A 22519-nucleotide genomic window follows, 5' to 3' on the forward strand; every position below is an offset into this window, starting at 1 on the left:
AGCACATTAGCAATCGATACGAGACGCCGCATGACGAGTTGTTCGGCTGAGTGATACGCATACGTCTATTTTGGAGTGAAACCACCGAGTGGTAGCCACTCGGGTGTGGCCGATGGACGCGGTGGTTTCGGACCGATACGTCGAAGGGAGAGCAACGCCTCGGTCGAAGCGATCCCGTGTCCGAGTTCGACCATTCCGTCCGCGGCGTCGACGTCGACCCCGACACCCGGTGTGCTCACTACCACACAGACCGCGACGTCGTTGCGTTCAAGTTCGCCTGCTGTGAGACGTACTGGCCGTGCTTTCGCTGTCACGAAGAGATCGCCGACCACGACGCCGTACCGTGGCCCAGAGCGCGATTCGACGAACCCACAGTGCTCTGTGGTGTCTGCCGGACCGAGCTCACAGTGCCGGCGTACCGCGAAGCTGACTATCGCTGTCCGTCGTGTAACGTGGCGTTCAATCCCGGCTGTGCCGCCCACGCCGACCTGTACTTCGAGACGGATTGATGGGCAACGACCAGCAAGCTATTTCCGCGTTCGGCGGCCGACCCGTAGGTATGGACCCGGCGCTTGGCCCTCCCGAAGCGATGGCTGAGAAACGCGACGAGCTGACGCCCATGATGGCTCAGTACCACGACCTCTGTGACCGATACGACGACGCGCTCGTTCTCTTCCAGGTCGGCGACTTCTACGAGACCTTCTGCGGTGCGGCCGAACGCACCGCGCGACTGCTCGAGGTGACGCTGACCAGCCGCGAGGATTCGACCGGCGAGTACCCGATGACTGGTATTCCGATCGACAACGCCGAGTCCTACATCGAGGAACTGCTCGAGGCGGGCTACCGGGTCGCGGTCGCCGACCAGGTCGAGGAGCCCGGCGAGTCGTCGGGCGTCGTCGACCGGGCTGTGACGCGGGTCATCACGCCGGGGACGCTCACCGAGGACGAACTGCTTGCCGGCGACGACAACAACTTCGTCGCGGCGGTCGCTTGCAGCGGCGAGGAGGTCGCGCTCGCCTTACTCGATGTCTCGACCGGCGACTTCCTCGCGACGAGTTCGACCTCGAGCAAGGCCATCGCCGACGAGGTGAGCCGGTTCGACCCTGCAGAGGCAGTCGTCGGCCCCGGCGCACCGACGGGCGTTTTCCCCGACGACTGCATGGAGACGCCGTTCGACGAGGCCGTCTTCGAGCGCGAGCGAGCGGTTGAGACGGTCTCGGCGTACTTCCGGAATCCCGATGCGTTGCTCGCGACCGACGCCGAAATTCGGGCCTGTGGGGCCTTGCTCGAGTACGCCGAGTACGCTCGCGGCAGCGAGAGCGAGGCCGAACTCGAGGCCGACGACGAGAGCGCCCGCCTCGAGTACATCACCCACCTCACGCGGTACGATCCACGGGAGTACCTGCTGCTGGACGCCGTCGCCCTCCGGAGTCTCGAACTGTTCGAACCGCGTGCCGTCCACGGCCGGGACGAAGCGACGCTCGTCGGGGTTCTGGACGAGACCTCGAGCGCGCTGGGCGGTCGAAAACTGCGAGACTGGATTCGCCGACCGCTGCTCGAGCCTGCCCGGATCGAAGCGCGACTCGACGCGGTCGAAGAACTCCAGCGGTCGGTTCGGGCCCGCGAAAAATTGCAGGACCTCTTGTGGGACGTGTACGACCTCGAGCGACTGATCGGTCGGATCTCCCGGGAGCGGGCAAATGCCAGGGATCTGTGCTCGCTTCGGGCGACGCTTGCCGTCGTGCCGGACGTGCGGGCTCACCTCGCGGGCAGCGAGTGCGATCGACTCCAGCAACTCCACGCCGATCTCGATCCGCTCGCGGACATCCGCGAGTTGATCGAGGATTCGATCGTCGAGGACCCGCCGATCGAGATCACCGAGGGCGGGATCGTCGCCGAGGGGTACGACGAGAATCTGGACGCCCTCCGGCAGACAGCCCGCGATGGGAAACAGTGGATCGACGACTTAGAGGAACGGGAACGCGAGCGCACCGGTATCGACTCCCTGAAGGTCGGCTACAACTCGGTGCATGGCTACTACATCGAAGTGACCAATCCGAACCTCGACTCGGTGCCCGACGACTATCAGCGCCGCCAGACGTTGAAAAACTCCGAGCGGTTCGCCACGCCGGCACTCAAAGAGCGCGAGGACGAGATCGTCGGTGCCGAAGAGCGCGCGGACGAACTCGAGTACGAACTGTTCCGCGAGGTCCGCAAGACGGTCGCCAACGAGGTCGAACGCGTTCAGGCCCTTGCCGATGCGCTCGCAACCGTCGATGCGCTCGTCTCGCTTGCCACCGTCGCCGCTCAGTACGACTACTGTCGGCCGGAGTTACTCGAGCGCGGCGACGACCTCGAGGTCGAGATCGAAGGTGGTCGCCACCCGGTCGTCGAGCGGACTCAGGAGTCGTTCGTTCCCAACGACGCTCGGTTCGCGGGCGACAGACGGCTGGCAGTGATTACAGGCCCCAACATGTCGGGAAAGTCGACCTACATGCGACAGGTGGCCCAGATCGTCCTGCTGGCACAGGTCGGCAGTTTCGTGCCGGCGAGGTCGGCACGGCTGACGCCCGTCGATCGCATCTTCACCCGAGTCGGCGCGAGCGACGACATCGCCGGCGGCCGGTCGACGTTCATGGTCGAGATGGACGAACTCGCGACCATTCTGCGGGAGGCCGACGACCGCTCGCTGGTCCTGTTAGACGAGGTCGGTCGTGGTACTTCGACCGCGGACGGACTCGCCATCGCCCAGGCGATGACCGAACACCTCCACGACGAGGTCGGCGCGACGACGCTGTTTGCGACCCACCACCACCCTCTGACCGAGGTCGCCGAGGACCTCGAGGACGCGTTCACGCTCCACTTCGAGGTCGACCAGGAAGACGGCGAAGTAGTCTTCCACCACGAGGTCGCACCCGGCGCGGCGACGGGATCATACGGCGTCGAGGTCGCGACGGCCGCGGGCGTTCCCGAACCGGTAGTCGCCCGCTCGCGGGAACTGGTAGCCGAAACGGCCGACGAACGACCGGACGACTCCGACTCACCAGCGGAGGCGACGCCGAAGCCCACGACTTCGGCAACCGCAGACGGTGGGGAACAAACTGCGCCTCGACAGTCCACCTCGGACGCACCGGGGCTTTCGTCCGACGTCGCGGCCGAACTCCAAGCACTCGAGGTCGCCCACATGACACCGGTCGAGGCACTCGCCGAACTCGACCGGTTGAAGCGACTGCTCGAGGACCGGCGTTAGTGGCGGGCCAAGCCTGCACTGCGGGGCCGAATCTGGCGGTGTGGCTCGATTCGGCCCGTCAGTCGACGGTTGGGACGGTACTAGATCGATCGACCGTATCCACACGTGGGACAGTGCATACGCCCTTGGGAAATAAGCAGATACGACCGATTACACTTGCCACACTCGCCAGCGACCGAGACGCCCTGTTCCTGGGCGACTCCGGACAGCGTGTTGCGGAGGAGTTGCTGTTCTCGCTCGAGAGTGTCGAGTCGGCGACGGAGCGAGTGTTCCGTCGGCGAGAGGGATCTGCCAGGCCGTTTCCGGGATGGTCTCGATTGGTACATAGGAGGTGTACGGATTCCTGGAACAAAACTCTATAGACCGGGTGACGGATGCTTATATACTTGTGTTTCGACCAGTCGTTGTTCGAGAAAGTAAACACGACAGTACCGAGGGGCGCGCCGCATTCAGGAACGAATCTGCAGCGGGCGTCCTGTGACGTACCTCGGGGCCAAGTGGCTCGAGACGCGAAGCGTCTCGTCATCACGGAAGACACGTCTTCCGTCCGACCCCGAGGCACTCGTCATGCTCAACTTGTAGATCCGGGCCAGCGGCGACGCTTCGCCGAGCGAGTCGTCGTAGGAGTAGTCCTCGGTGACGAACTCGGCGTCGCCACCTCACGCGGCAAACGAGTGCTTGGGGTGACGGCTTCGGTGGACGCCCTGATACGAGCGGAAGCACTCGGGGATCGCACCCATGTCCCGTGTCGGCGTCAGCGCCGGCCGGTACGGCAGCATCCCCTCGCGGCGGGCGCGATGGGCTTCTGGGTCGGCGACCGAACCGCGGTTCGGTCGGACTCCGAACGGTCGGCCTCGTCGTTCCCGGCGTCACGGGCCCGCGTGCCTGGGGACCGATCCGTCGCCGACTACCGGGGCTCCCGCCCGGAGTCACCGGGAGAGGCGAGTAAATCGCGTCACGCTCTCGTTGACCGAATGTTACACGCGTTTTCCGACCCAGAAAATCCCCTCTGACCACTAATATGGACCCCGTCGTAACTGAAACCGGGGTGGTCACAGGCCCCGGCTCCCACTCCCGAGTGATCCCCCCGTTTCCCGACCGCCAGTCGATCGGCGATCGTTCGCGTGACGCCATCTCGCCCTGTGGCGTCACGTTCGCCGTTCGATCCCCCTTCCACGTCGCTTCGGCCCTATCCGCGCCAGCACACGTTTTGATCCCCAGAAGCCGCTGTCCGATCAGTGGTGTCCGTACAGCGAGTAGGTGATCGCGACCAGTCCCAACAGACGGCTCACGTTCTCGAAAAAGACCGTCACGACCTGTTGTGCGCCGGTAAACGTGTTGATCGTTACGTTCACGAGAAACGGACAGAGCGTGAGCAAAAGCAGTCCGATGGCGAGATAGAACATCGACCGCGCGTCGTTGCGACGGTAACCGCGATAGGCCTGGTAGGCGATGATCGTCCCGAGAAGTGCAACGAGAAAGAGACTCGCCACAGTCAGCAACTCGAACGGCGACGCCTCGCCGATCCTGACGACGTCGCTCATCGCATCCCCTCCCACATTCGGGTGAACTTGTCCGCGACGTCTTCCTCGCGATACGAGAGCTCGAGGTCGAACGTGCCGTCTTCGAGGGTCAACTCGAGTCGTTCGAGGTTCGCGCTGTAGACGCTGTAGTGGTTGCCGTCGGTGGCGAGTTCCGTCTCTTCTGTGACGAGGCGACACTCCTCGAGGCGGTCGAGACGGCGATAAATCGTCGGTAAAGACGCGTCACACCGTTCGCTCAGGGTACTGGCAGACATGGGTTCGACGCTCGTATAGGTGAGGATCTCCCGGGCGTACTCGTCGTCGAGGACGGCAAGCACCGTCGACAGATCCGTCTCCTCACTCACTGGTACCGGGTCGTTCCGGTAGTAGTATCAAAAACGGTCCGGTTTTTCTGGGTGAGAAAACGCCGATTCGGCGGCGACTTCGCACCGCAGCTCCGGTCGTTCACCGGCCAGAAACACCGTTACAGGCCGCTACCGAACTCGATCTTGCTTCGATCCGTTCGACGGACGGAGAACGGGGATGGTCAACGGACGTTCTGGCGGTTCGCTGGTGAAGCCGTGCCAACGGCCGAACCGTGGCTTCGGATCGGTCACCCCGCTCGAGTGGTGGATGGCGCGGCGGACTCGTCGGTGAGAACAGGGAGCCTGTGGGATGCGGCTATCCGGCCCGGAAAGGGGCTCAGAGCGGTAGTCTCACTGCTATGGGGGTTCTAGTGACCGTCGACGAGCCGAAGGTAGGGCATTCGTAACGGCGCGAGAAGTCTGGTACAACCCTGGGACGGTGAGTACGGCCTCATTTACTATCCTGTCGCTCCAGATGAGTGTACAGACGAGATGACCGAATCGATTCAACGCCGGTTTCGCTCGATTGCGAGGCGGTTGATCGGCCGCGAAAGGACGTATCGCTGCCGCTCCCGTCAGCGACATGGGGGACGACCATGACTGGTGGCTCCGCCCGCGCCCTCGAGGCCGACGCCCTCCCCGACGACGCCGAGTTTGCACTCTGTCTCACCCACGACGTCGACCGGCCGTACAAAGGACTTCGTGGGCTGTACTACGCGATCCAGGAGCGTCCCGCGTACCACCTCCGGACCGTCTTCGGCGACGACAACCCCTACTGGCAGTTCGAGGACATCGTGGCACTCGAGGACGACCTCGGCGTTCGATCGGCGTTTTACTTCCTGAACGAACAGCATCTGTTCAGCGATCGGCCGCTCCGCGACTGGCTCGATCCGGCCAACTGGGTGCAACACCTCGGTCGGTACGACCTTACCGACGACGACCTCGTCGACGTCGTCGAACGGCTTGTGGACGGCGGGTGGGAGGTCGGGTTGCACGGCTCCTATCACACCCGGGACGACCGAACGCGGCTCCGCGAGGAGAAGCAGGTTCTCGAGCGCGTCACCGGGCAGTCGGTTTCGGGTGGGCGGCAACATCACCTCCGACTGTCGGTGCCCGAGACGTGGCGACACTACCGGTCGATCGGACTCGCCTACGACGCGACCCTCGGGTCGACGACTGCGTGTGGGTTCTACCACGGCTACCGGCCGCGAAAGCCGTTCGGAGACGAGTTCCTCGTCTTCCCGCTGACGATCATGGACCAGGCGCTACCGGACCCGGGTCGCGAGTTCGCGGCCGCTCGCCGGACCTGCGAGCGATTGCTGACCGAGGCTGCCGAGAACGACGCCGTGATGACGGTCCTGTGGCATCCGCGCTTTTTCAGTGAACGGGAGTTTCCCGGATACCGACGCCTCTACCGATGGCTCGTCGAGCGAGCGGAAGAACGGGACGCCTGGATCGGATCGCCGGAAGCGTTCTGCGAGACGCTCGAGTCGGCCGGCGAGGCGTCCGACGGCGAGGGCACAGAGGGCACTCGAGAGACGCCTGGAGACGAAGCGGCTGAACTGGCGACGTCGACGCCGCCCCGGCGTGATTTGCCGACGGCGAAGGGCAGTGGGAGAGACAGGGGGAGGGGTGACTCATGATCGGACGCGAACGGAGACTGGCGGCCGTGGCCGCCGTCATCGCGCTCGTGGTTCTCGGGAGCGTCGGGGGCGTCGCCGGCCAGGTTATCGCACAGTCCGACGAGAACGCGACGCCAGACGCTTACGTCGTCGAGCAGGGCGACGCCTGCCAGCAGATAGAGCCGCTATCGACGGCTGAATCGGTCGATTCGTTCTACGACTATCGGAACCACGAGACCCATCCCGAAGGGGTCGACCGGCTGTACAGCTCGTACGGCACCACACACCTTCAGGAGAACAACGCGAGTCTCCTCTTCCTTCACGAAGGGACAGACGGCATCAGCCTCGTGATGGTCCACGATCGGGTCGACGGGAACACGACCGGCGGCGTCGCGTCGTTCGACGTCATCGGACTCCCCCACGAAGCCAAGTGGGAAGTCAAGAACGACGACTACGACGGTCCGACTAACATGGACGAGTTCGACCGCGGCGACGGCTGGGCCAGCGCCGACTGGATCTGGATCGAGAGTCGAACCGGCGGCGGCGCGATCCAGGGCGGTCTCAACGATCCGTTCGCGGTGACGGTCCACCCAGCGTTCAACGAGGACGCCGAGTACTACGAGGACGACGACCTCTACGATCCCGACTGGTACGATGGCGGCGAGATCGAGGAGTGGCACGTTCTGTCCGGTGACGCGACCAGCCCCGTCCGCTCGGAACTCGGATCGCTCTCCGAACCGGTGACGATCCGAACCGGCACGTGTGACGAGCCGACCGTGACCTACGGCTTGACCGACGACGGCATCGCCGCGACGGTCGAAGCGCCCTCGCCCGACGACGTCGCCCGACTCCAGCCGACCAACGGCACCACCGACGATGTCCGGTTCGAGCACGTCGACGTGACCGACCTCGAGGGGACCGAGACGGTCACTTTCGAGAACGACCAGCCGGACGGCTTCCCCGCCGCTCCCGACGATCGGGAGTCGCTGGGCTCGCTCGCGGCAGCAACTACCCAGCCCGTCACGGCGACAGTTAGCTTCAGTGTCGACGCCGCCACACTCGAGGACGCGGGACTCGAGCCCGAGCGTGTCGCGCTCTACGAGAGCGACGGCGGCGAGTGGGAGGAGTCAGAGACGACGCTGACCGACGAGACGGGGGCTGCCTACTACTTTACCGCGGAGGTCTCCTCGCTCGAGAGACTGACAGTCGCGGAAAGCGAGGAGGCCGAGGCCACGTCCGAAGGGGACGTTTCTTCTGTGCCTGGGTTCGGATTCGTCGTCACGTTGAGTGTCTTTCTGGCGCTTGCGCTCACCGCTGCGTGGACGGCGAGGGCGCGCTCGTAGTCTTTCGGGCCCCGGGTCGAAACAGGAAACGGACGACGGGCAAGCCAGCCCCTAAGGGCGGCCAGGGGCGATACCCGCGTAACGCGATGAACGTTCGAACGGCAGTCGGTGACGAGCTGAAGGCGCTGTGGGCTGGCGGCAAAGGGACGTCTCTCGTCGTGGTTGCGACCGCGTGGGGGCTGTTGGTGGGGGCACGGATGATCTATCCGGTCGTGTTGCCGTACCTGCAGGATACCTACGGACTGAGCCTCTCCGTTGCTGGCCTGCTCGTGACGGTGCTGTGGCTGTTCGGTTCGCTCGGGCAGCTCCCGGGTGGCCTGCTCGCGGACAGGTACGACGAGCGCCTGCTTCTGACTGCGAGCACGCTGATCGTCGCCGTCGCACTCGGTGCCGTCGTCACCTCGGCGTCGCCGGTCGTTCTCTTTCTCGCAACTGCCGTCTGGGGGCTTGGCCACTCGCTGTACCCGATCGCACGGATTACCTTCCTCTCGAATCGCTATGCCGACCGGCTCGGGAGTGCACTCGGCGTGACGATGGCGACCGGGGACGTCGGGCAGACCGTGTTGCCACCCATCGCCGCTGCTATCGCCGCCGCGGTCGCGTGGCAGGCCGGTCTCGGGTTCGTGGCACCGTTGCTCTTCCTGGGGAGTATCGTCATCTTCGTCGTGCTCCCGACGACGGGTTCGTCGACGGAGCCGGCAAACAGCACCTCTCTCAGGGACACGCTGGGTATCCTGACGGAACTCCGAAATCCTGCGATGGGGTTTATGTCGGCGATTCTTTTCCTCTACATCTTCATCTGGCAGTCGTTCACGGCGTTCTACCCGACGTATCTGACGAGCGTCAAAGAGCTCTCGCCGTCGGTGGCGAGTCTCCTGTTCGGCCTGTTCTTCGCGGTCGGCGTCGTCGTCAAGCCCGTCGCGGGAGCTGCCTACGATCGAATCGGGATGCGTGGCTCGCTCGTTATCGTTCTCCTGCCGCCGGTCGTGGGGTTCACACTACTGCCTCTCGTCGACAGTGTGTGGGTCCTCGTCGGCGTGACGGCACTGATCAGCACGATGCTCGGCTCGGGCGCGATCACGCAGTCGTACCTGGCCGACTCGTTCTCCGAGGAAATGCAAGGGACCGGACTCGGCGTGATCCGGACCGCGACGGCGACGCTCGGTGCCGGCGGACCAGTACTGTTCGGCGTGATAGCGGACTACGGCTTCTTCGATCAAGGATACTTCGCTCTCGCCGGGATCATGGCCGTCGTCATCCTACTGACGCTCCGGATGCCGCGATCCTGAAGTCAGTCCCCTCCCACGCCGACCGACCGCGCCGACTCGCGTTCCGCCCACCGACCGAACTGCTCGACCGACTCGAGAGCGTCGACCTCGCCGCGAGCCGTCGCCACGTCGACGATGAGTTCGGTGAGATTCGCCTTGTCCGTAAGGAACTCGTCACGGCGTCGCCGCCAGGTTTCGTCGACCGTCTCGTCGCCGAGCAACGCCTCGAGACGCTCGAGAATTGCCTCGGCTTCGGCGACGTTGTGGATGAGTCCCTGGCTCTCGAGGGCGACGAAGTTTCCCATGTCGTCGTCGCCGACGAAGGAGTTCGAGCGGATCGCTGGCGTCCCGAGCAGGGCGGCCTCCGTGACCATCGTCTGCGTGTCGGCCACGAGCAGGTTCGCTTCGGCGAGCGCGTCGTGCATCAGTGCGGGGTGAAGGTCGAACGGTCGGGCCGGCAGCCCCTCGAGGCCGGTCTCGCCGCTCTCGTCCGAGACGAGGACGGTGACATCTTCGGCGAGTCGCTCGACGATCCGGCGGCGATCCGCCCCTGTCAGGCCGTGCTTGCCGACATCGTGCTGGGAGCCGAAGGCGTTGAGCCGGAGGATGGCGTAGGGCTCGTCGGCCCCGAGGTCGAGCCGCTCTCGTATCTCGGGGTTGGGATCGTAGATCTCGGGATGGAGGTACGCACACTCTTTGAACCCGGGGAAAACGTAGTGGTGGTCGCCCAGATCCTTGCGAAACGTGTCGGGGGTGAGAATTGCTCGAGCGAACGGCGTCGAGACGGTGTGGTCGAACGACGCGGGCTCGGAATCGATCAGCAACACCGTCGGTGTCCGGACGACGGCACCAGTGTGGGCCGCGTAGCCCCCCATCCCGAAGACCAGGTCGGGATCGTAGCGGCGGGCGAGCCGGATCGCCCGCGCGTAGTGGGCTGGTAGCCGACTCAAAAGCGATCCCTTGGAGGTGTCACACGCACCGTAGACCTCGTAGGGGAGGTCGTACCACTCGAGCAGATCGACCGTGCAGGTGTAATCCCGGGCGAGCACCAGGACCTCGTCCCCACGGTCTGCGAGCCGCTCGATCGCGTGTTTGTACAGGTGAACGTGGGCCGGCGTGTTCGTGAAAAACAGGTATCTCATGCTGACGGTAACGTCTCCTGATCGAAGGGTGAACCGTCGAGAGGGTTTGTTATCAGGCTCGTACCGCTCGTAACGCCGACCGGACGCCGAGAAGTCCGCACCTGCAATCCGGCGACGCGCGGACCGTCTGGCGGTAGCGAGCGTATAATAATAAGAATACGTTGCCAGATATCCGTAGATGCAGTCACAGGGATCACTCGAGAGCGACCCGCAAGCGGGGTCGAACGCGCCCGAGCACGAGCGGTATCTCCCAGTGCTCGATGCGACGCTCGCGTATGCTCGCCGTCGAGACTACGTCGGGGCGGACTACGGCGACGGGTTGAGCAGTCGGCTCCTGCAGGCGTTGCCGGCCGAGAACAGGTGGCTCAACCTGGCCGTCCAGGAGACGGTCAAACGTCTGCCGGTCGACATCAGGCCGCTCTTTCTCGTCGACCAGCGGCGAAACTACAAGGGCGGTGCGCTGTTTGCGATGGCGAACCTGAACTACCACGAGCTGGTCGACGGCCGATCCGAGACGAGTCCCTCTCTCGCCGCGTTCGATCCGCTGCTCGAGGCCGGCCGGCTCGCCGACTGGCTCGTCGAAGAACGCATCACGGACTACAGCGGATTCTGTGGCGGCCACCGCCATCCGATCCAGCACCTCCACACCAAGGGGGTGCCGAGCGATCCGGACATCGTCTCGACGGCGTTCGCGGTCAAGGCACTGCTGCAACTGGCTCAGTTCGCCGACCGTGAGGACACCGACTTCGAGGAAGAGATCCGCGAGACGTACGCCGCATACGCCGATCTCGCCCGAACGGCGACCGACTTCCTCGTCGAGGACCTGAACTATCGTGAGCTCGAGGACGGCGCGAAGATCGACTACCACATGAACCACCCCGAGGACTCCTACACGATCAACGCCGCCGCGCTCGGTGCGGCGATGCTCGTCGACCTCTACGACTACTTCGGGGACGCGGAACTTCGCGAGCGGGCGACGAAGATCCTCGATCACGTCGCAGCCTGCCAGACCGACCGCGGCGGCTGGCCCTACCGGCTTCCGGCCGACGCCTCCCATCTCTCGATGGACAACCACCACAACGGGTTCGTCGTCGAAGCCTTCCAGCGCTACCGCGACGTCGTCGACGCCGACCGGTACGAGGAAACGCTCGAGAACGCGCTGGCGTTCTACCGCACCGAACTCTTCCAGCTCGACGGCGCGCCGAACTTCGACGAGGGCAACGCCTACCCACGGGACGTTCACGCGAGCACGCAGGGAATGCTGGTGTTCACCCGCGAGGGCGACCTCGAGTTCGCCGAGCGAATCCTCCGGTGGACGCTGGCGAACATGCAGGTCGACGGCGAACCGGGGCGATTCTACTACCGGAAGCACCGCCACCACACGAAACGCGTCACATTGATGCGATGGTGTCAGGGGTGGATGTCGTACGCGACCTCGGAGTTCCTGACGGCGTGTGCACAGCGAGAGCGGGAGAGCGAACAGGACCAGCGAACGCGAGAACACGGTCGGCAGGAGCGAGCGATCTCGCCCGAGGTATGAGTCGAACCGCTCCCGAGACGGCGACGGGGTCGGAGTTCGATTCCGACCGCTCGAGTCCAGCCGACGCCGAGCCAGCACCCGAGGAGATGCGAGTGCTGGTCGTCTCCGGGCTCGCACACAAAAACGAGCGCCACTACGGCCCGCTCGCGGCGGCCGCCGACGAGACGACGCTCGTCTGTCTCGACCCCCGGTACGCCATCGACGACGCGACCTACCTCGAGGTGCCCGCCGTCGGTCCCCGCCCGCTCCGGGTCGTCCTCCTGTTTTTCATCGCGCTGCTCGAGGGCTATCGCAACGAGTACGACGCGGTCGCCTCGATCTCGCTGTTGCCCTACGGGCTCTACGCGCTCGCACTGACGGCGATCTACGGCTATCCTGCGTCGCTTGGAATCATCGGCATCGACCTCGACCATCACGCGAAGCAGTGGTACGGACCGCTGCCCCGCTGGGCGTTCAGGCGCTTCGACGCGGTCTCGGTCCCGGGCCCGTCACACGTCGACGACCTCGAGGCGTGTGGCGTTCCCCGCAACCGGATCGAGATCCTGGCGAACGCGATCGACGTAGAGCGCTATCGGCCGGACACACTCGAGGAGCAAGACGACCACGAGTACGACTTCGTCTGGGTCGGCCGCTTCAGCGAGGAGAAAGACCCCGTGCGGTTCGTCGACGCACTGATCGCACTCGAGAACCGCGGCGAGGACCACGAGTTCCGGGCGGTCATGGTCGGCGACGGCCCGCTCCGGGCAGCGGTCGAGGAGAAACTCGAGCGCCACGGCCTCCGCGACCGGGTCGACCGCCCCGGCTGGGTCGACGATCCGCTCAAGTACTACCAGCGGTCGGCGACGGTCGTCCTCACCTCGAGACGGGACGCCCTGCCGCTGGTGATGCTCGAGGCGATGGCGGTCGGACTGCCACCGATCGTGCCGCCGGTCGGCTCGGTCCCAGATATCGTCACGGACGGCGAAAACGGGATCGTCGTTTCGGACCGCGATCCCGACGGTTTCGCGACAGCGATGGCTCGCTGTCTGGACGACTCCGACCGGCGACGAACGCTCGGCGCGAACGCCACGGCGATTCGATCGGCGTTCTCCTACGAGCAGGCCGAACGGGACTGGGAACGGATTCTGACGACGGCCGTGGCTGGCGACTCGCGACAGTGACTCGTCTCCTTTTGTTCGTCTAGTACCATCCCAATCGTGGACCGACTAGTTGAGAGTTGGCCCAAACCAATCACGATTCTCGATCAGGAGTAAAGCGCACTAGTCAGAGTAGACTTGGGACGCTACTAGTGGCGGGCCAAGCCTACACTGCGGGGTCGAATCTGGCGGCGTCGCTCGATTCGACCTGTCAGTCGACGCTTGGCGGAGTACTAGGCTGGGTACAGAAATCCGAGCCCCGTGCCGAGCACGCCGAGCAGCGCGACTGCTACGCCGGTCGACGTCGACTCGAGCCTGTGCAACCGGAAGGCGAAGTAGAGCGCGAGCGGTCCGAAGACGATCGGCTGGTAGTACACCGCAGCCACTGCACAGACAAGTCCGAGCACGATGTACACGCGCTCGCTGGGACCCGCGGGGACCTCGGTTCGTACGTTCCCATCGGAAATCATTTTGGCGATTCGTCAGATAAGTCATCTGACCGACGAGCGGAGGTATCGACTCCGTCGACAGTCGATCGAACTGGAGGAAGGTACTGTGTTATCCCCGGTAGCGACGTGATAACAAAACGAACACTCGGTGAACGACGACCTACATGGACATCGAACGACTGGATCTCGAGGAGTGGGACTCGGCGCTGCCCGCTTCGGGCACGGCCGTCGAGGCGTTCCACGATCCGGACGCACTCGCAGTGCTCGACGCACACACCGACGCCGAGATGCGGCTGTACGGTGCGTTCAAGGGTCAGCAGGCTGTCGGTCTCCTCCCCGTCTTCGTCGAGGTCAAGGCCGTCGGACGAACCGTCTTCTCGCCACCCGTCTCGATGGGTGTGCCGCGACTCGGGCCCGTCATCGACCCGAACAGCCCGAAACGTCGCAAGTGGGAGCGGATCAACGCAGAACTGGCGGCGGGCGTCTTAGCGGACCTCGAGGTCGACCGGCGCTCGACGCTGTTCCGGATGACCTGCCCCGTCGGCTACGACGATCCGCGACCCTACGGCTGGAACGACCTCTCGGTCGAACCCGAGTTCACGTACGTCGTCGACCTCGAGGGCTGTGCCGACGTCGAGGACGCGATGGCCGGCTTCAGCAAGAGCCTGCGAAACGAGATGCGACGGTACGACGAACTGGACCTGCGAATCGAGACGGAGGGGATCGACGCCGCGCTCCGGATCTACGACGACGTCGTCGACCAGTACGCCGAGTACGACGACGAGGCTCCGATGACGAAGCCGTTCCTCCGGGACCTGCTCGCGACGCTCGACGACGATCGATGGCGGGCGTACGTCGCCCGGACGCCCGACGGCGACTACGAGAGCGGTATCCTCACGCTGTTCTCGAACGACCTGGCCTACTACTGGCAGGGTGGCGTAGCTTCCTCGTACGAGGGCGTCAGCGTCAACAACCTCCTGCACCACCAGATACTCGACGACATCGTCACCGACTCCGAACTCGAGTCGATCACGGGATACGACCTCGTCGGCGCGAACACGGAACGGCTCTGTGAGTACAAAGGGAAGTTCAACGGCAAGTTACGGCCCTACTACGTCGTCGAATCGTCGGGACTCGAGATGCAGATGGCGAAGATGGCTTACCAGCGGGTGAGTGGGTCGCTAAAGTAACTGTGATTTAGCTGAATTGAGGCGCTAAGTAGCGTCCCAAGTCTACTCTGACTAGTGCACTCCACTTCCGATCGAGAATCGTGATCGGTTTGGGTCAACTCTCAACTAGTCGGTCTACGCTTGGGACAGTACTGAGCCCCCCTTCCTCAGCGAGCGCCGACCGAACGGGAGGCGCGAACAGGGGGGAGATACAGCGCCGCACGGTTCTCATACACAATTCGGTAGCAGGCCCACAGGACCACGCAGTCACAATGTTTTGCAGTAGGATAGTATAGTATTAACCGAACCCAATGGAATACGACCTCGACTCGGGAGCACACTCGAAGTTTTCCCTGCACTATCACCTGGTACTCACCACGAAGTATCGGCGCGGAGTGCTAACCGAGGAGCGAACCCAATTCATTCGCGAGGTTATCAGCGGGTTCACGGACAACTACGGTGTCAAATTGACGAACCTCGACGGCGAGGACGACCACGTACACATCCTCTTCCGAGCGAAACCAACCACAGACCTCGTGAAGTTCATCAACACAGTCAAGGGCGCGACCGCCCGCCGTATTCGCAACGAATAGAGGGTGTCATAGAACGGTTAACATGGTGTAGATAGTAGCGGAAAAGACTCCTATCATCGGTTCGCAGTCCCCCAGCAAACCCGGGCTATCAGCTACCGTTTACCCAGCTACTACCGAAAGTATGTGGAGAGTTTTATGGAACCTTCTGCGAGCTATTGAACTGTTTCATACCCTGATGGTCGTGCTTCCCGGAGCATCCCCGCGCTCGTAGTTTGCGATTGCGACGGTCAGCCGGAGACATAGCGCGAGGAAGACTTGAGCTCTCGCGTGGACGCGGCCTCTGGCGCGCAGCATCCCGAGGCCGCAGTCCTTGCAGGCTCCGAGCGTTCGCTCGGCCTGTGACCGGCGGTTATACGTCTCTTCTAGAATTGATTGCTTGAGCTGGACACTCTCGCTGTGAATCTCAATGCGGTCTTCGACCCTGTACTCGATGTCGAGCGGGTCATCGGTATTGCGCGGGTTGTACGGCGCGACAGGCACCACTCCTGCACTCAGCAAATAGTCGTGCCAGTCGAGGATATCGTAGGCACTGTCGCCGAGCATCCACATCGGCTGCTTGACGGCGAGCGCGTCACGGGTAACACGCATCGCCGTCTCTTGTGATGCCTGCTTGCTCTGGGTGAACTCCGCCGCAATTGGAATCTTTGCGCCGGTCGAGACTACCGTGCAGCCGTAGCCGTAGTAGTATTCCTCGGCAGTTGGGTCGTAGTTCTTCGAGGCGTCGGGATCAGTGGGCATAGCCCGGATGTCGGTCGAATCGATACAAAATGTCGAGTCGAGCAGGCCCCGTCGAGCGGCCTGCTGGACGAGGTGCTCGAAAACTTCCTCGACGACGTGTTCGAGGTCGGTGAGAAAGCGGTCGACCGCGTCTCGTGAGGGTGGTCGGTTGAAACCACATCCGAGCCAAACGAGGTCGTTGTTGAGTTCGCGTGCAACCGGGCGGATACCGTAGATGTCCTTATAGTAGCAGTGCAGAAAGCCTCGAAACAGCTCCGGCGGGTGGTGTTCCCGTGTTCGCCCTTCGGGAGTGGGGGCGAACACATCGAATTCGGTTAGGAACTCGAATTGAAGATGCTCGAACAGCGCGAGCGTCTCCGTCTCTACAACATCGAAAAACGCCTCAATAGAGGGGTCCCCTCGTAGAATAGTGGAAGTCATTCACCTCAGAACTCACTTCGGTCGTCAATTTTGATATTTCGCTGAGATATACACAGATGATTGAAAAAGGACATAATTTACTGGACTTTGGTTTTGGAAGCTCGGTTGAGCAAGTAGACGGCAGTCCCTCCGAGAACGACGTTGAAACCGATGAGAACGGCGACAGCAGGAATTACCGTATTCCAGAGACCTGAGAAGGCTGTTACATTGAACACCGTCATCACATCTTGTCCGAGCATGAACGCTCGGACACCGTCAACACCGTAGGTGATGGGGTTGACTACTGCGAGAGACTGGATCCACCCTGGAAGGACCTCAAGCGGGACAAACGCACTAGAGATGAACAACAACGGGAACGTCAGAAGGGTGGCAATCATGGTCGTCGCCTCCTGATCATGTGTAATGAGCGCAATGATATTCGAGAACGCCATGAACGCACCACCGAATATTACTGCGACCGCGATGACGCCAACGAATCCCAGCAGTCCCGTCCGGTGATAGCTCCCAACCGACGCACCTGACTGTAGGTAGAGCATCACGTAACCAAGCAAGAAAATGATCGTAGTCTGAATAGCAATTCGAATCACCTCCGACAGAACCTTGCCGAGGAGCATTGCACCCCTGTCTATTGGCGAGGCGAGGAGTTTCTCGAACATTCCTGTGTCCATGTCGTTGACTAACCCAATACCGGAAACCGCTGCGGCAGCGAGTGCAGACTGAATCACGATAGCTGGGGTAAGGAATGTAATGTAGTTGATATTGTCACCAACTGTCTGGGCGAGCAGATCATCGACAATCGCGCCGAGGACTGCAGCCATCAACACAAAGAAGATGACTGGCTGGATCAGCGACGAGAACGTCACGAAAGGATTTCGGGATGTCTTGATTAGCCATCTTTTTAGACTGATTCGCATATCTGACATGGAGCTATTTCCCGGGGCTTTCTGCGCGGTATTATCTCCCGAGATATGGCCCTCATCGGTGATGTCGCTCATTCGGCCACCCCCTGACCCGAGGCAAGAGCTCCTTGTTCGTTCGTCTCGTCTCCATTAGAGGCCTCCGGGTTCTTGCTAGTGAGCTTGAGGAACACATCATCTAGCGTGGGTGACCGGACATCGAATCCAGTAACGATAACGTTAGCCTCGTGAAGTGAGACGAAAAGTTCACTCGCGGCCTCCCGAGCATTTTCGGCTGTGATGGTGAACCCGTCGCTCGTCGTTTCGATACTCGGGGTTTCGAGCGCATCTGATTCCCGCACAACTTCTATTGCTCGTTCTCTCGCCTGTCTAGACGAGTCTTCCAGTGTTAGATCGAGAATGTCGCCACCGACAGCCGATTTGAGTGCTTCCGGAGTGTCAGTTGCGATGATTTCACCGTCCTGAATCACGGACAGACGGTCACAGAGCCGGTCCACTTCTTCGAGATACTGTGTTGTGAGAAACACCGTCGTTCCGTGCTCATTGAGTTGCTTAAAGTGATTCCAGAGGTGCATTCTAGCTTCGGGGTCGAGACCGGTCGTCGGCTCATCAAGGAACACCAGCGGAGGTCGATGCACGAGGACAGTGGCAGCGTCCAGGCGTTTTTTCATTCCACCAGAATAATTCTCTGCCCGCTTGTCGGCAACATCTGTGAGACCGACTAAATCGAGCAGTTCTTCAATACGTTCGCCTCGTTCGGATGGTGGAACACCATACACGTTGCAAGCAAACCGGAGGTTCTCACGCGCGGTGAGTTCCTCATCGACACTGGTCTCTTGAGCCATATAGCCGATAGATTCAGACACAGCTTGTGGCTCCGTTTTGACATCATATCCGTTAATTGTCACTGAACCCCGATTTGGGTGGAGCAGTGTTACGAAGGTTTTGATAGTGGTCGTCTTTCCGGCACCGTTAGGTCCTAAGAAGCCAAAGAACTCCCCTTTCTCAACAGAGAGAGTGACATCACGAACGGCTTCGGTGCCATCTGGGTACGTAACATGTATCCCGTCGGCATTGATTGCGAGTTCCTCATTATTTGACTTGCACGAGCTATCGGTCTCCACTCGGGGTCGTTGTGGCACCATAGTGGGATGTCAAACTAAGGGAGGTTGTCTGGCTAACCCTGTCTCTCATTTGTACGGCAGTTTATATGCCGTGTTGGAGAAACGGTAATTTCACTGGGGTAGCGGTGGCCATGTCGAGGCAACGGTTGTTTCGATGAGGTGGGTCTGTGCTCGGCGGAGGCGCTCGGAGAGTGACGAGGCAGTAATCCCGAGTTCGGCAGCGACCTCGTCAAGCGTTGCCGTTCGAGGGATGTCGAAGTGGCCCATCTCGTAGGCGATTCGGAGTGCCTCGCGCTGGTGGTCAGTGAGTCCGTCTCCCGCTTCTTCAGCCTCTCCATCGTAAGTGAGTCGTCGCAAGGTAAATTCGCCGTTACGCTGCCAGAACGTACGAAATTCGTCCAACACTGCTCTATCTCTGAACCACCCGCTTTGTATCCAGCCGGTCGGCGTGACGCGGATTCGTTCAATAATGGAGTCGGTGGTAGCGAGTGCACGGAGCTCTGAGAGGTCCTCGATCTGCTCACCGAGTTGTGCTTCTATCCCCAGAGCTGGCAAAACCTGATATTGACACGTTTCACCTGCCTGTCCGACCAGAGTGTGCTCCGCCACGAACGATGACGACTCGAAGGCTTGCTCAATAGACGCGGGTGTTTCATGCGTCGCGTGAACGATAAACGGTGGATGATTGCCATGATTCGGCTGAAGTTCGATATCCAGCGTTGCTTCCGGAACATCTCCTGCAATCGCCACGAGCGGGAGATGTTCACAAGTGATTTCGTATTCAGCGATGAGGCCCATATCTCTCAACACTCACCACTACGGATATACAACTTGGAACGGTTGCCTGATAATCGTTACTCGCTCAACTACTGGCGACGGTTTGCGAAGAGTTCTATGACACCCTCAACGAATACGCAGACGAACTGAAGACCGAACTGTGGGGCGACTCGTTCTGGAACGATTCGTACTGCCTCATCTCGACGGGGCAGGTGTCGGTGGATGTACTGAAACAGTACGTAGAGGACCAACGCGAGTAGAATGTACTACGCCTACAAGTACCGTCTCAAGCCGTCCGACGCCCACCGAGAAGAGTTGGACCGCCACCGAGACATTTGTAGGCAACTATACAACCACACGCTCTACCGCCTCAACGAGTACCAAGACGAACATGGAGAACTGCCGTCCATGACCGCCCTGCGGTCGGAGCTTCCCGACCTCAAGAAGTGGTGGGACGACCTCTCAGACGTGTACTCGAAGGTTCTCCAAACCGTCGTGGAACGTCTGTTCGACAACCTCAAAGGACTCTCCAAACTCAAGGAGAACGGCTACGGCGTCGGTCAACTCAAGTGGAAGCCACCACGCGAGTTCCGCAGTTTCACGTACAGTCAGTCTGGCTTCAAGCTCGACAAGAAGGGCGGTCAGACTGTCCTCTCACTCTCGAAACTCGCGGACATACCAATTCGACTCCACCGCGCTATCCCCGACGTTTACGAGAGCGACAGCTCTCGTGCAGCCCATCAAAAATCTCCGATTTCTGAGGACGACGCGAAGCTCAAACAAGTCACGATCAAGAAGGAACCGACAGGCGAGTGGTTCGCCACCTTCGGCGTCGAAATGGACCGTGAACCACCCGAACCGCCTGAGAACCCCGAGAAGTGCGTCGGTATCGACGTGGGGATTCTCAAGTACGCCCACGACACCGACGGCACGGCGGTCAGGTCGCTCGCCCTCTCGGACGAACGTGAACGCTTGGAACGAGAGCAACGGAAACTCTCGCGGAAGCAACACGGGTCGAACAACTATGAGAAGCAACGACGGCGCGTGGCGGAGTGTCATGCCGACCTCCGACGGAAGCGCCGCGACTTCCTCCACAAACTCTCGAACTACTACGCTCAGGAATACGACTTCGCTGCGGTCGAAGACCTGAACGTCAAGGGGATGATGGAGTCGCCGTCGAACAGCCGCAACACGGCGTCTGCCGCGTGGCGGACGTTCCTCTCGTTGCTCGAATACAAGTGTGAGCGCGAGGGGACACACTTCGTCACGGTCAACCCGAGAGGGACGACCAAGGAGTGTGCATCCTGTGGTGTTTCGACAGAAAAGCCGTTGTGGGTCCGTGAACATTCCTGTCCCGCCTGCAGTTTCGACGCGGACAGGGACGCGAACGCGGTCGTCAGACGCAGTCTGACGGGCAGCAAAATCGCTCGCGATTTTGCGACGGTGTGGAACATTCTTTCTCGCGGCTTCGAAGACGTAGGAGTGGGAGACTCCGAATCAACGCCTGTGGAGACTGCGCTCCCTGTGGATACGCCTGTATCTGCAAAGCGCGTCGTGGAAGCAGGAAGCCCTACCCTCAAAGAGCGAACGGCGTCAGCCGTGAGCGAGTAGGGCAGGGTAGTTCACTGGTTCGACGGGATCGTCGGTCAGTACTTTTGTTCGTCAGTCGACAAGTCGAGGGCGTCGTAGAAGTCGCGATCGATGCGGTTACGGTCCGAAAGCCAGCTTTCGAACCCCGATCGATCTTCCGGGTAGGCCTCGTACTGCCGCTCGTAGGCGGTGACGTGGTCACGCGTTTGCCCGACGCTGCGGATCGCGTCGTACAGTTCGCTCTTGCTCACACCGAGCGTATCGAAGGTTCCCGCACGAAACTCCGAGAGGGCGTTTCTGGCGAGACCTGCGCCGACGAAGAGTTTGCTCTTGAGGTCGTCGACTTCCGTCGACGTGCCGACGATCCCCCGAATCTCTTTTTCCGGGAGCAAGGCCGTCAGTGCACGAAGAACGTTCACGTCGATCGAGTTCGCGGCGACGTTGTACGCGTCCCACGAGGCGAGTTTCGCCGCCTCTCCGTGTTCCCGGTACAGCCACCGGTTGTGCTCCCAGAGCCCGTGCTCGGAGAAGTCTCCGTCCTCGATCGCCTCTACGGCGGCACGCCCGGCCGAGTAACCGGAGTACGCTGCCCCACGAATCCCCTTCCCCGTAATCGGATGCGTCGTCCCCGCCGCGCCACCTGCAGCCAGGTAGCCTGGCGCGACCATCGAATCCAGCGGACGACGGAGCGCGATCGCCGACCCAAGCTTGTTCTTTCCGTCAAACTTCTCTGCGACGGCCGCCTTCTGGTACTCGGGACGGGTCTCGACGTCGCGGCGCAAACGGTCGACGAGCGGGATCGGTTCCTTGTTCATCTGGAACCCCAAACCGACGTTGATCTCCGTCGGCGTGCGCGGGAAATACCAGATGTATCCCAGTTCTTCCAGGGGCTTTCCGACGATGGCGTCGTGGTACTCTACCGGTTCGTCCGTCTCGATGATCTCGCGGTAAGCCGACCCGAAGTGAGTGTACTGTGGAACCTCGAACGTCGGGTCACCAGGCGTGTCGAGACTCTCGAAGCCAACCATGTCCTGCAGAATCGACTGCGCTCCGGCAGCGTCGATCAACACGTCACAGCCGTAAGTGACTGGCTCGCCGTCGCGAATCGCTTTGACACCCGTGACACGACCGTTCTGGACGACCTCGTTGACCACCGTGTCGTAGTGTTGCTCGACACCCAGGTCGGCAGCCTGCTCGAGCAGTCGCTGGCCGAACTCGTAGCGATCGACGACGTTGCTCCCGTCCTCGTAGGGCAAGACCTTTCGAACGCCGACGGCGTCGTCCCAGAACTCGATCCGGTCGATGTTGCTGTCGACGAGGACAGCCTCGTCGCTGGCGATCGCGTCCATGTCGATCGGCCCCGGATAGTTGCTCGGATCTCGAGGGCTCTTCATCGCATCGCCGCATGCGATAAACCCGCCTTTTTGACGAGACTTGCGCTCGAGTTGGACTACGTCGACCCCCTCGACAGCAGCCGTTGCAGCCGCAAAACAGCCCGCCACTCCGCCCCCGACAACGACGACATCGTGTTGGTTGCGAACCATTGGGTACTG

Annotated in this window: 18 protein-coding genes and 3 pseudogenes; 11 read left to right on the forward strand and 10 right to left on the reverse strand. The window is 61.8% G+C overall.

Going from position 1 to position 22519, the window contains the following annotated elements; all coding sequences use genetic code 11:
- Positions 1–176: 176 nt before the first annotated feature.
- Both NATGR_RS14970 and mutS read left to right on the forward strand, forming a co-directional pair.
- A complete protein-coding gene (locus NATGR_RS14970; protein ID WP_005580873.1) occupies positions 177–509 on the forward strand; it encodes a CHY zinc finger protein in 333 nt (110 codons plus the stop codon).
- 50 nt (positions 510–559) lie between these two features.
- Positions 560–3250, forward strand: coding sequence for a DNA mismatch repair protein MutS (gene mutS, locus NATGR_RS14975; RefSeq protein WP_015233763.1), 2691 nt, complete (start codon positions 560–562; stop codon positions 3248–3250).
- 659 nt (positions 3251–3909) lie between these two features.
- Here the strand turns inward: mutS and NATGR_RS20310 are convergent.
- From NATGR_RS20310 to NATGR_RS14985, 3 genes and pseudogenes are all read right to left on the reverse strand, one after another.
- Positions 3910–4044 (reverse strand): annotated as a pseudogene (locus NATGR_RS20310) (AAC(3) family N-acetyltransferase); the annotation flags it as partial.
- 441 nt (positions 4045–4485) lie between these two features.
- Positions 4486–4794 (reverse strand): DUF7521 family protein, encoded by a 309-nt coding sequence (locus NATGR_RS14980; RefSeq protein WP_005580880.1) that lies wholly within the window; start codon positions 4792–4794, stop codon positions 4486–4488.
- Entirely contained in the window at positions 4791–5138 is a 348-nt protein-coding gene (locus NATGR_RS14985; RefSeq protein ID WP_005580881.1) for an ArsR/SmtB family transcription factor, read from the reverse strand. The genes NATGR_RS14980 and NATGR_RS14985 overlap by 4 nt, the downstream gene beginning before the upstream one ends.
- 596 nt (positions 5139–5734) lie before the next feature.
- On the opposite strand from NATGR_RS14985, the gene NATGR_RS14990 reads away from it, so the two are divergent.
- The 3 genes from NATGR_RS14990 (at position 5735) to NATGR_RS15000 (ending at position 9392) form a co-directional block, all read left to right on the forward strand.
- Positions 5735–6781: a polysaccharide deacetylase family protein gene (locus tag NATGR_RS14990; protein ID WP_005580882.1), complete on the forward strand. Its 1047-nt coding sequence runs from the start codon at positions 5735–5737 to the stop codon at positions 6779–6781.
- Positions 6778–8103: a PGF-pre-PGF domain-containing protein gene (locus NATGR_RS14995; RefSeq protein ID WP_005580883.1), complete on the forward strand. Its 1326-nt coding sequence runs from the start codon at positions 6778–6780 to the stop codon at positions 8101–8103. The genes NATGR_RS14990 and NATGR_RS14995 overlap by 4 nt, the downstream gene beginning before the upstream one ends.
- An 86-nt stretch (positions 8104–8189) precedes the next feature.
- Positions 8190–9392 (forward strand): MFS transporter, encoded by a 1203-nt coding sequence (locus NATGR_RS15000; RefSeq protein WP_005580884.1) that lies wholly within the window; start codon positions 8190–8192, stop codon positions 9390–9392.
- 2 nt (positions 9393–9394) lie between these two features.
- Here the strand turns inward: NATGR_RS15000 and NATGR_RS15005 are convergent, their stop codons facing one another.
- Entirely contained in the window at positions 9395–10513 is a 1119-nt protein-coding gene (locus NATGR_RS15005; protein WP_005580885.1) for a DUF354 domain-containing protein, read from the reverse strand.
- A 178-nt stretch (positions 10514–10691) separates the two neighbouring features.
- On the opposite strand from NATGR_RS15005, the gene NATGR_RS15010 reads away from it, so the two are divergent.
- Positions 10692–12053, forward strand: a complete 1362-nt coding sequence (locus tag NATGR_RS15010) for a prenyltransferase/squalene oxidase repeat-containing protein (RefSeq protein WP_005580886.1) — start codon at positions 10692–10694, stop codon at positions 12051–12053.
- Positions 12050–13213, forward strand: a complete 1164-nt coding sequence (locus NATGR_RS15015) for a glycosyltransferase family 4 protein (RefSeq protein ID WP_005580888.1) — start codon at positions 12050–12052, stop codon at positions 13211–13213. Before NATGR_RS15010 ends, NATGR_RS15015 begins: the two co-directional genes overlap by 4 nt.
- A gap of 209 nt (positions 13214–13422) precedes the next feature.
- Here NATGR_RS15015 and NATGR_RS15020 read toward each other — a convergent pair whose 3' ends face one another.
- Positions 13423–13659, reverse strand: a complete 237-nt coding sequence (locus NATGR_RS15020) for a hypothetical protein (RefSeq protein WP_005580889.1) — start codon at positions 13657–13659, stop codon at positions 13423–13425.
- Positions 13660–13802: 143 nt separating this feature from the next.
- Here NATGR_RS15020 and NATGR_RS15025 point away from each other — a divergent pair, with 143 nt between their 5' ends.
- Together NATGR_RS15025 and tnpA are read left to right on the forward strand one after the other, a co-directional pair.
- Positions 13803–14828, forward strand: a complete 1026-nt coding sequence (locus NATGR_RS15025) for a GNAT family N-acetyltransferase (RefSeq protein ID WP_005580890.1) — start codon at positions 13803–13805, stop codon at positions 14826–14828.
- Positions 14829–15118: 290 nt separating this feature from the next.
- Positions 15119–15397: pseudogene (tnpA, locus tag NATGR_RS15030) on the forward strand (IS200/IS605 family transposase); the annotation flags it as partial.
- 168 nt (positions 15398–15565) lie between these two features.
- On the opposite strand, the gene NATGR_RS15035 reads toward tnpA, so the two are convergent.
- The 4 genes from NATGR_RS15035 to NATGR_RS15050 form a co-directional block, all read right to left on the reverse strand.
- Positions 15566–16558 carry a transposase gene (locus tag NATGR_RS15035; protein ID WP_005580892.1) on the reverse strand — a complete coding sequence of 331 codons (993 nt, stop codon included), beginning with the start codon at positions 16556–16558 and terminating at the stop codon, positions 15566–15568.
- A 77-nt stretch (positions 16559–16635) separates the two neighbouring features.
- A complete protein-coding gene (locus NATGR_RS15040; protein ID WP_005580893.1) occupies positions 16636–17553 on the reverse strand; it encodes an ABC transporter permease in 918 nt (305 codons plus the stop codon).
- Entirely contained in the window at positions 17550–18599 is a 1050-nt protein-coding gene (locus tag NATGR_RS15045) for an ABC transporter ATP-binding protein (RefSeq protein WP_005580894.1), read from the reverse strand. The genes NATGR_RS15040 and NATGR_RS15045 overlap by 4 nt, the downstream gene beginning before the upstream one ends.
- Positions 18600–18710: 111 nt before the next feature.
- The gene (locus tag NATGR_RS15050; protein ID WP_005580895.1) at positions 18711–19397 is read right to left on the reverse strand and encodes a helix-turn-helix domain-containing protein; all 687 of its coding nucleotides are present in this window, start codon (positions 19395–19397) and stop codon (positions 18711–18713) included.
- Between the two features lie 107 nt (positions 19398–19504).
- Between NATGR_RS15050 and NATGR_RS19030 the strand changes: the two are divergent.
- A pseudogene (locus tag NATGR_RS19030) lies at positions 19505–19636 on the forward strand (transposase); the annotation flags it as partial.
- 1 nt (position 19637) lies between these two features.
- Positions 19638–20987 (forward strand): RNA-guided endonuclease InsQ/TnpB family protein, encoded by a 1350-nt coding sequence (locus NATGR_RS15055; RefSeq protein WP_005580896.1) that lies wholly within the window; start codon positions 19638–19640, stop codon positions 20985–20987.
- Positions 20988–21022: 35 nt separating this feature from the next.
- Here the strand turns inward: NATGR_RS15055 and NATGR_RS15060 are convergent, their stop codons facing one another.
- The gene (locus tag NATGR_RS15060; RefSeq protein WP_005580897.1) at positions 21023–22510 is read right to left on the reverse strand and encodes an NAD(P)/FAD-dependent oxidoreductase; all 1488 of its coding nucleotides are present in this window, start codon (positions 22508–22510) and stop codon (positions 21023–21025) included.
- Between the last annotated feature and the right edge of the window lie 9 nt (positions 22511–22519).

The organism is Natronobacterium gregoryi SP2 (assembly GCF_000230715.2).
Lineage (GTDB): Archaea > Halobacteriota > Halobacteria > Halobacteriales > Natrialbaceae > Natronobacterium > Natronobacterium gregoryi.

What these genes read in the sequence shown, in the direction of transcription:
- NATGR_RS14995 (WP_005580883.1), top strand. Translation starts at nt 6,778, where the DNA reads ATGATCGGACGCGAACGGAGACTGGCGGCCGTGGCCGCCGTCATCGCG.
- NATGR_RS15015 (WP_005580888.1), top strand. Translation starts at nt 12,050, where the DNA reads ATGAGTCGAACCGCTCCCGAGACGGCGACGGGGTCGGAGTTCGATTCC.
- NATGR_RS15035 (WP_005580892.1), bottom strand. Translation starts at nt 16,558, where the DNA reads ATGACTTCCACTATTCTACGAGGGGACCCCTCTATTGAGGCGTTTTTC.
- NATGR_RS15020 (WP_005580889.1), bottom strand. Translation starts at nt 13,659, where the DNA reads ATGATTTCCGATGGGAACGTACGAACCGAGGTCCCCGCGGGTCCCAGC.
- NATGR_RS15010 (WP_005580886.1), top strand. Translation starts at nt 10,692, where the DNA reads ATGCAGTCACAGGGATCACTCGAGAGCGACCCGCAAGCGGGGTCGAAC.
- NATGR_RS15050 (WP_005580895.1), bottom strand. Translation starts at nt 19,397, where the DNA reads ATGGGCCTCATCGCTGAATACGAAATCACTTGTGAACATCTCCCGCTC.
- NATGR_RS15025 (WP_005580890.1), top strand. Translation starts at nt 13,803, where the DNA reads ATGGACATCGAACGACTGGATCTCGAGGAGTGGGACTCGGCGCTGCCC.
- mutS (WP_015233763.1), top strand. Translation starts at nt 560, where the DNA reads ATGGACCCGGCGCTTGGCCCTCCCGAAGCGATGGCTGAGAAACGCGAC.
- NATGR_RS14980 (WP_005580880.1), bottom strand. Translation starts at nt 4,794, where the DNA reads ATGAGCGACGTCGTCAGGATCGGCGAGGCGTCGCCGTTCGAGTTGCTG.
- NATGR_RS14990 (WP_005580882.1), top strand. Translation starts at nt 5,735, where the DNA reads ATGACTGGTGGCTCCGCCCGCGCCCTCGAGGCCGACGCCCTCCCCGAC.
- NATGR_RS15055 (WP_005580896.1), top strand. Translation starts at nt 19,638, where the DNA reads ATGTACTACGCCTACAAGTACCGTCTCAAGCCGTCCGACGCCCACCGA.
- NATGR_RS15000 (WP_005580884.1), top strand. Translation starts at nt 8,190, where the DNA reads ATGAACGTTCGAACGGCAGTCGGTGACGAGCTGAAGGCGCTGTGGGCT.
- NATGR_RS15040 (WP_005580893.1), bottom strand. Translation starts at nt 17,553, where the DNA reads ATGAGCGACATCACCGATGAGGGCCATATCTCGGGAGATAATACCGCG.
- NATGR_RS15005 (WP_005580885.1), bottom strand. Translation starts at nt 10,513, where the DNA reads ATGAGATACCTGTTTTTCACGAACACGCCGGCCCACGTTCACCTGTAC.
- NATGR_RS15060 (WP_005580897.1), bottom strand. Translation starts at nt 22,510, where the DNA reads ATGGTTCGCAACCAACACGATGTCGTCGTTGTCGGGGGCGGAGTGGCG.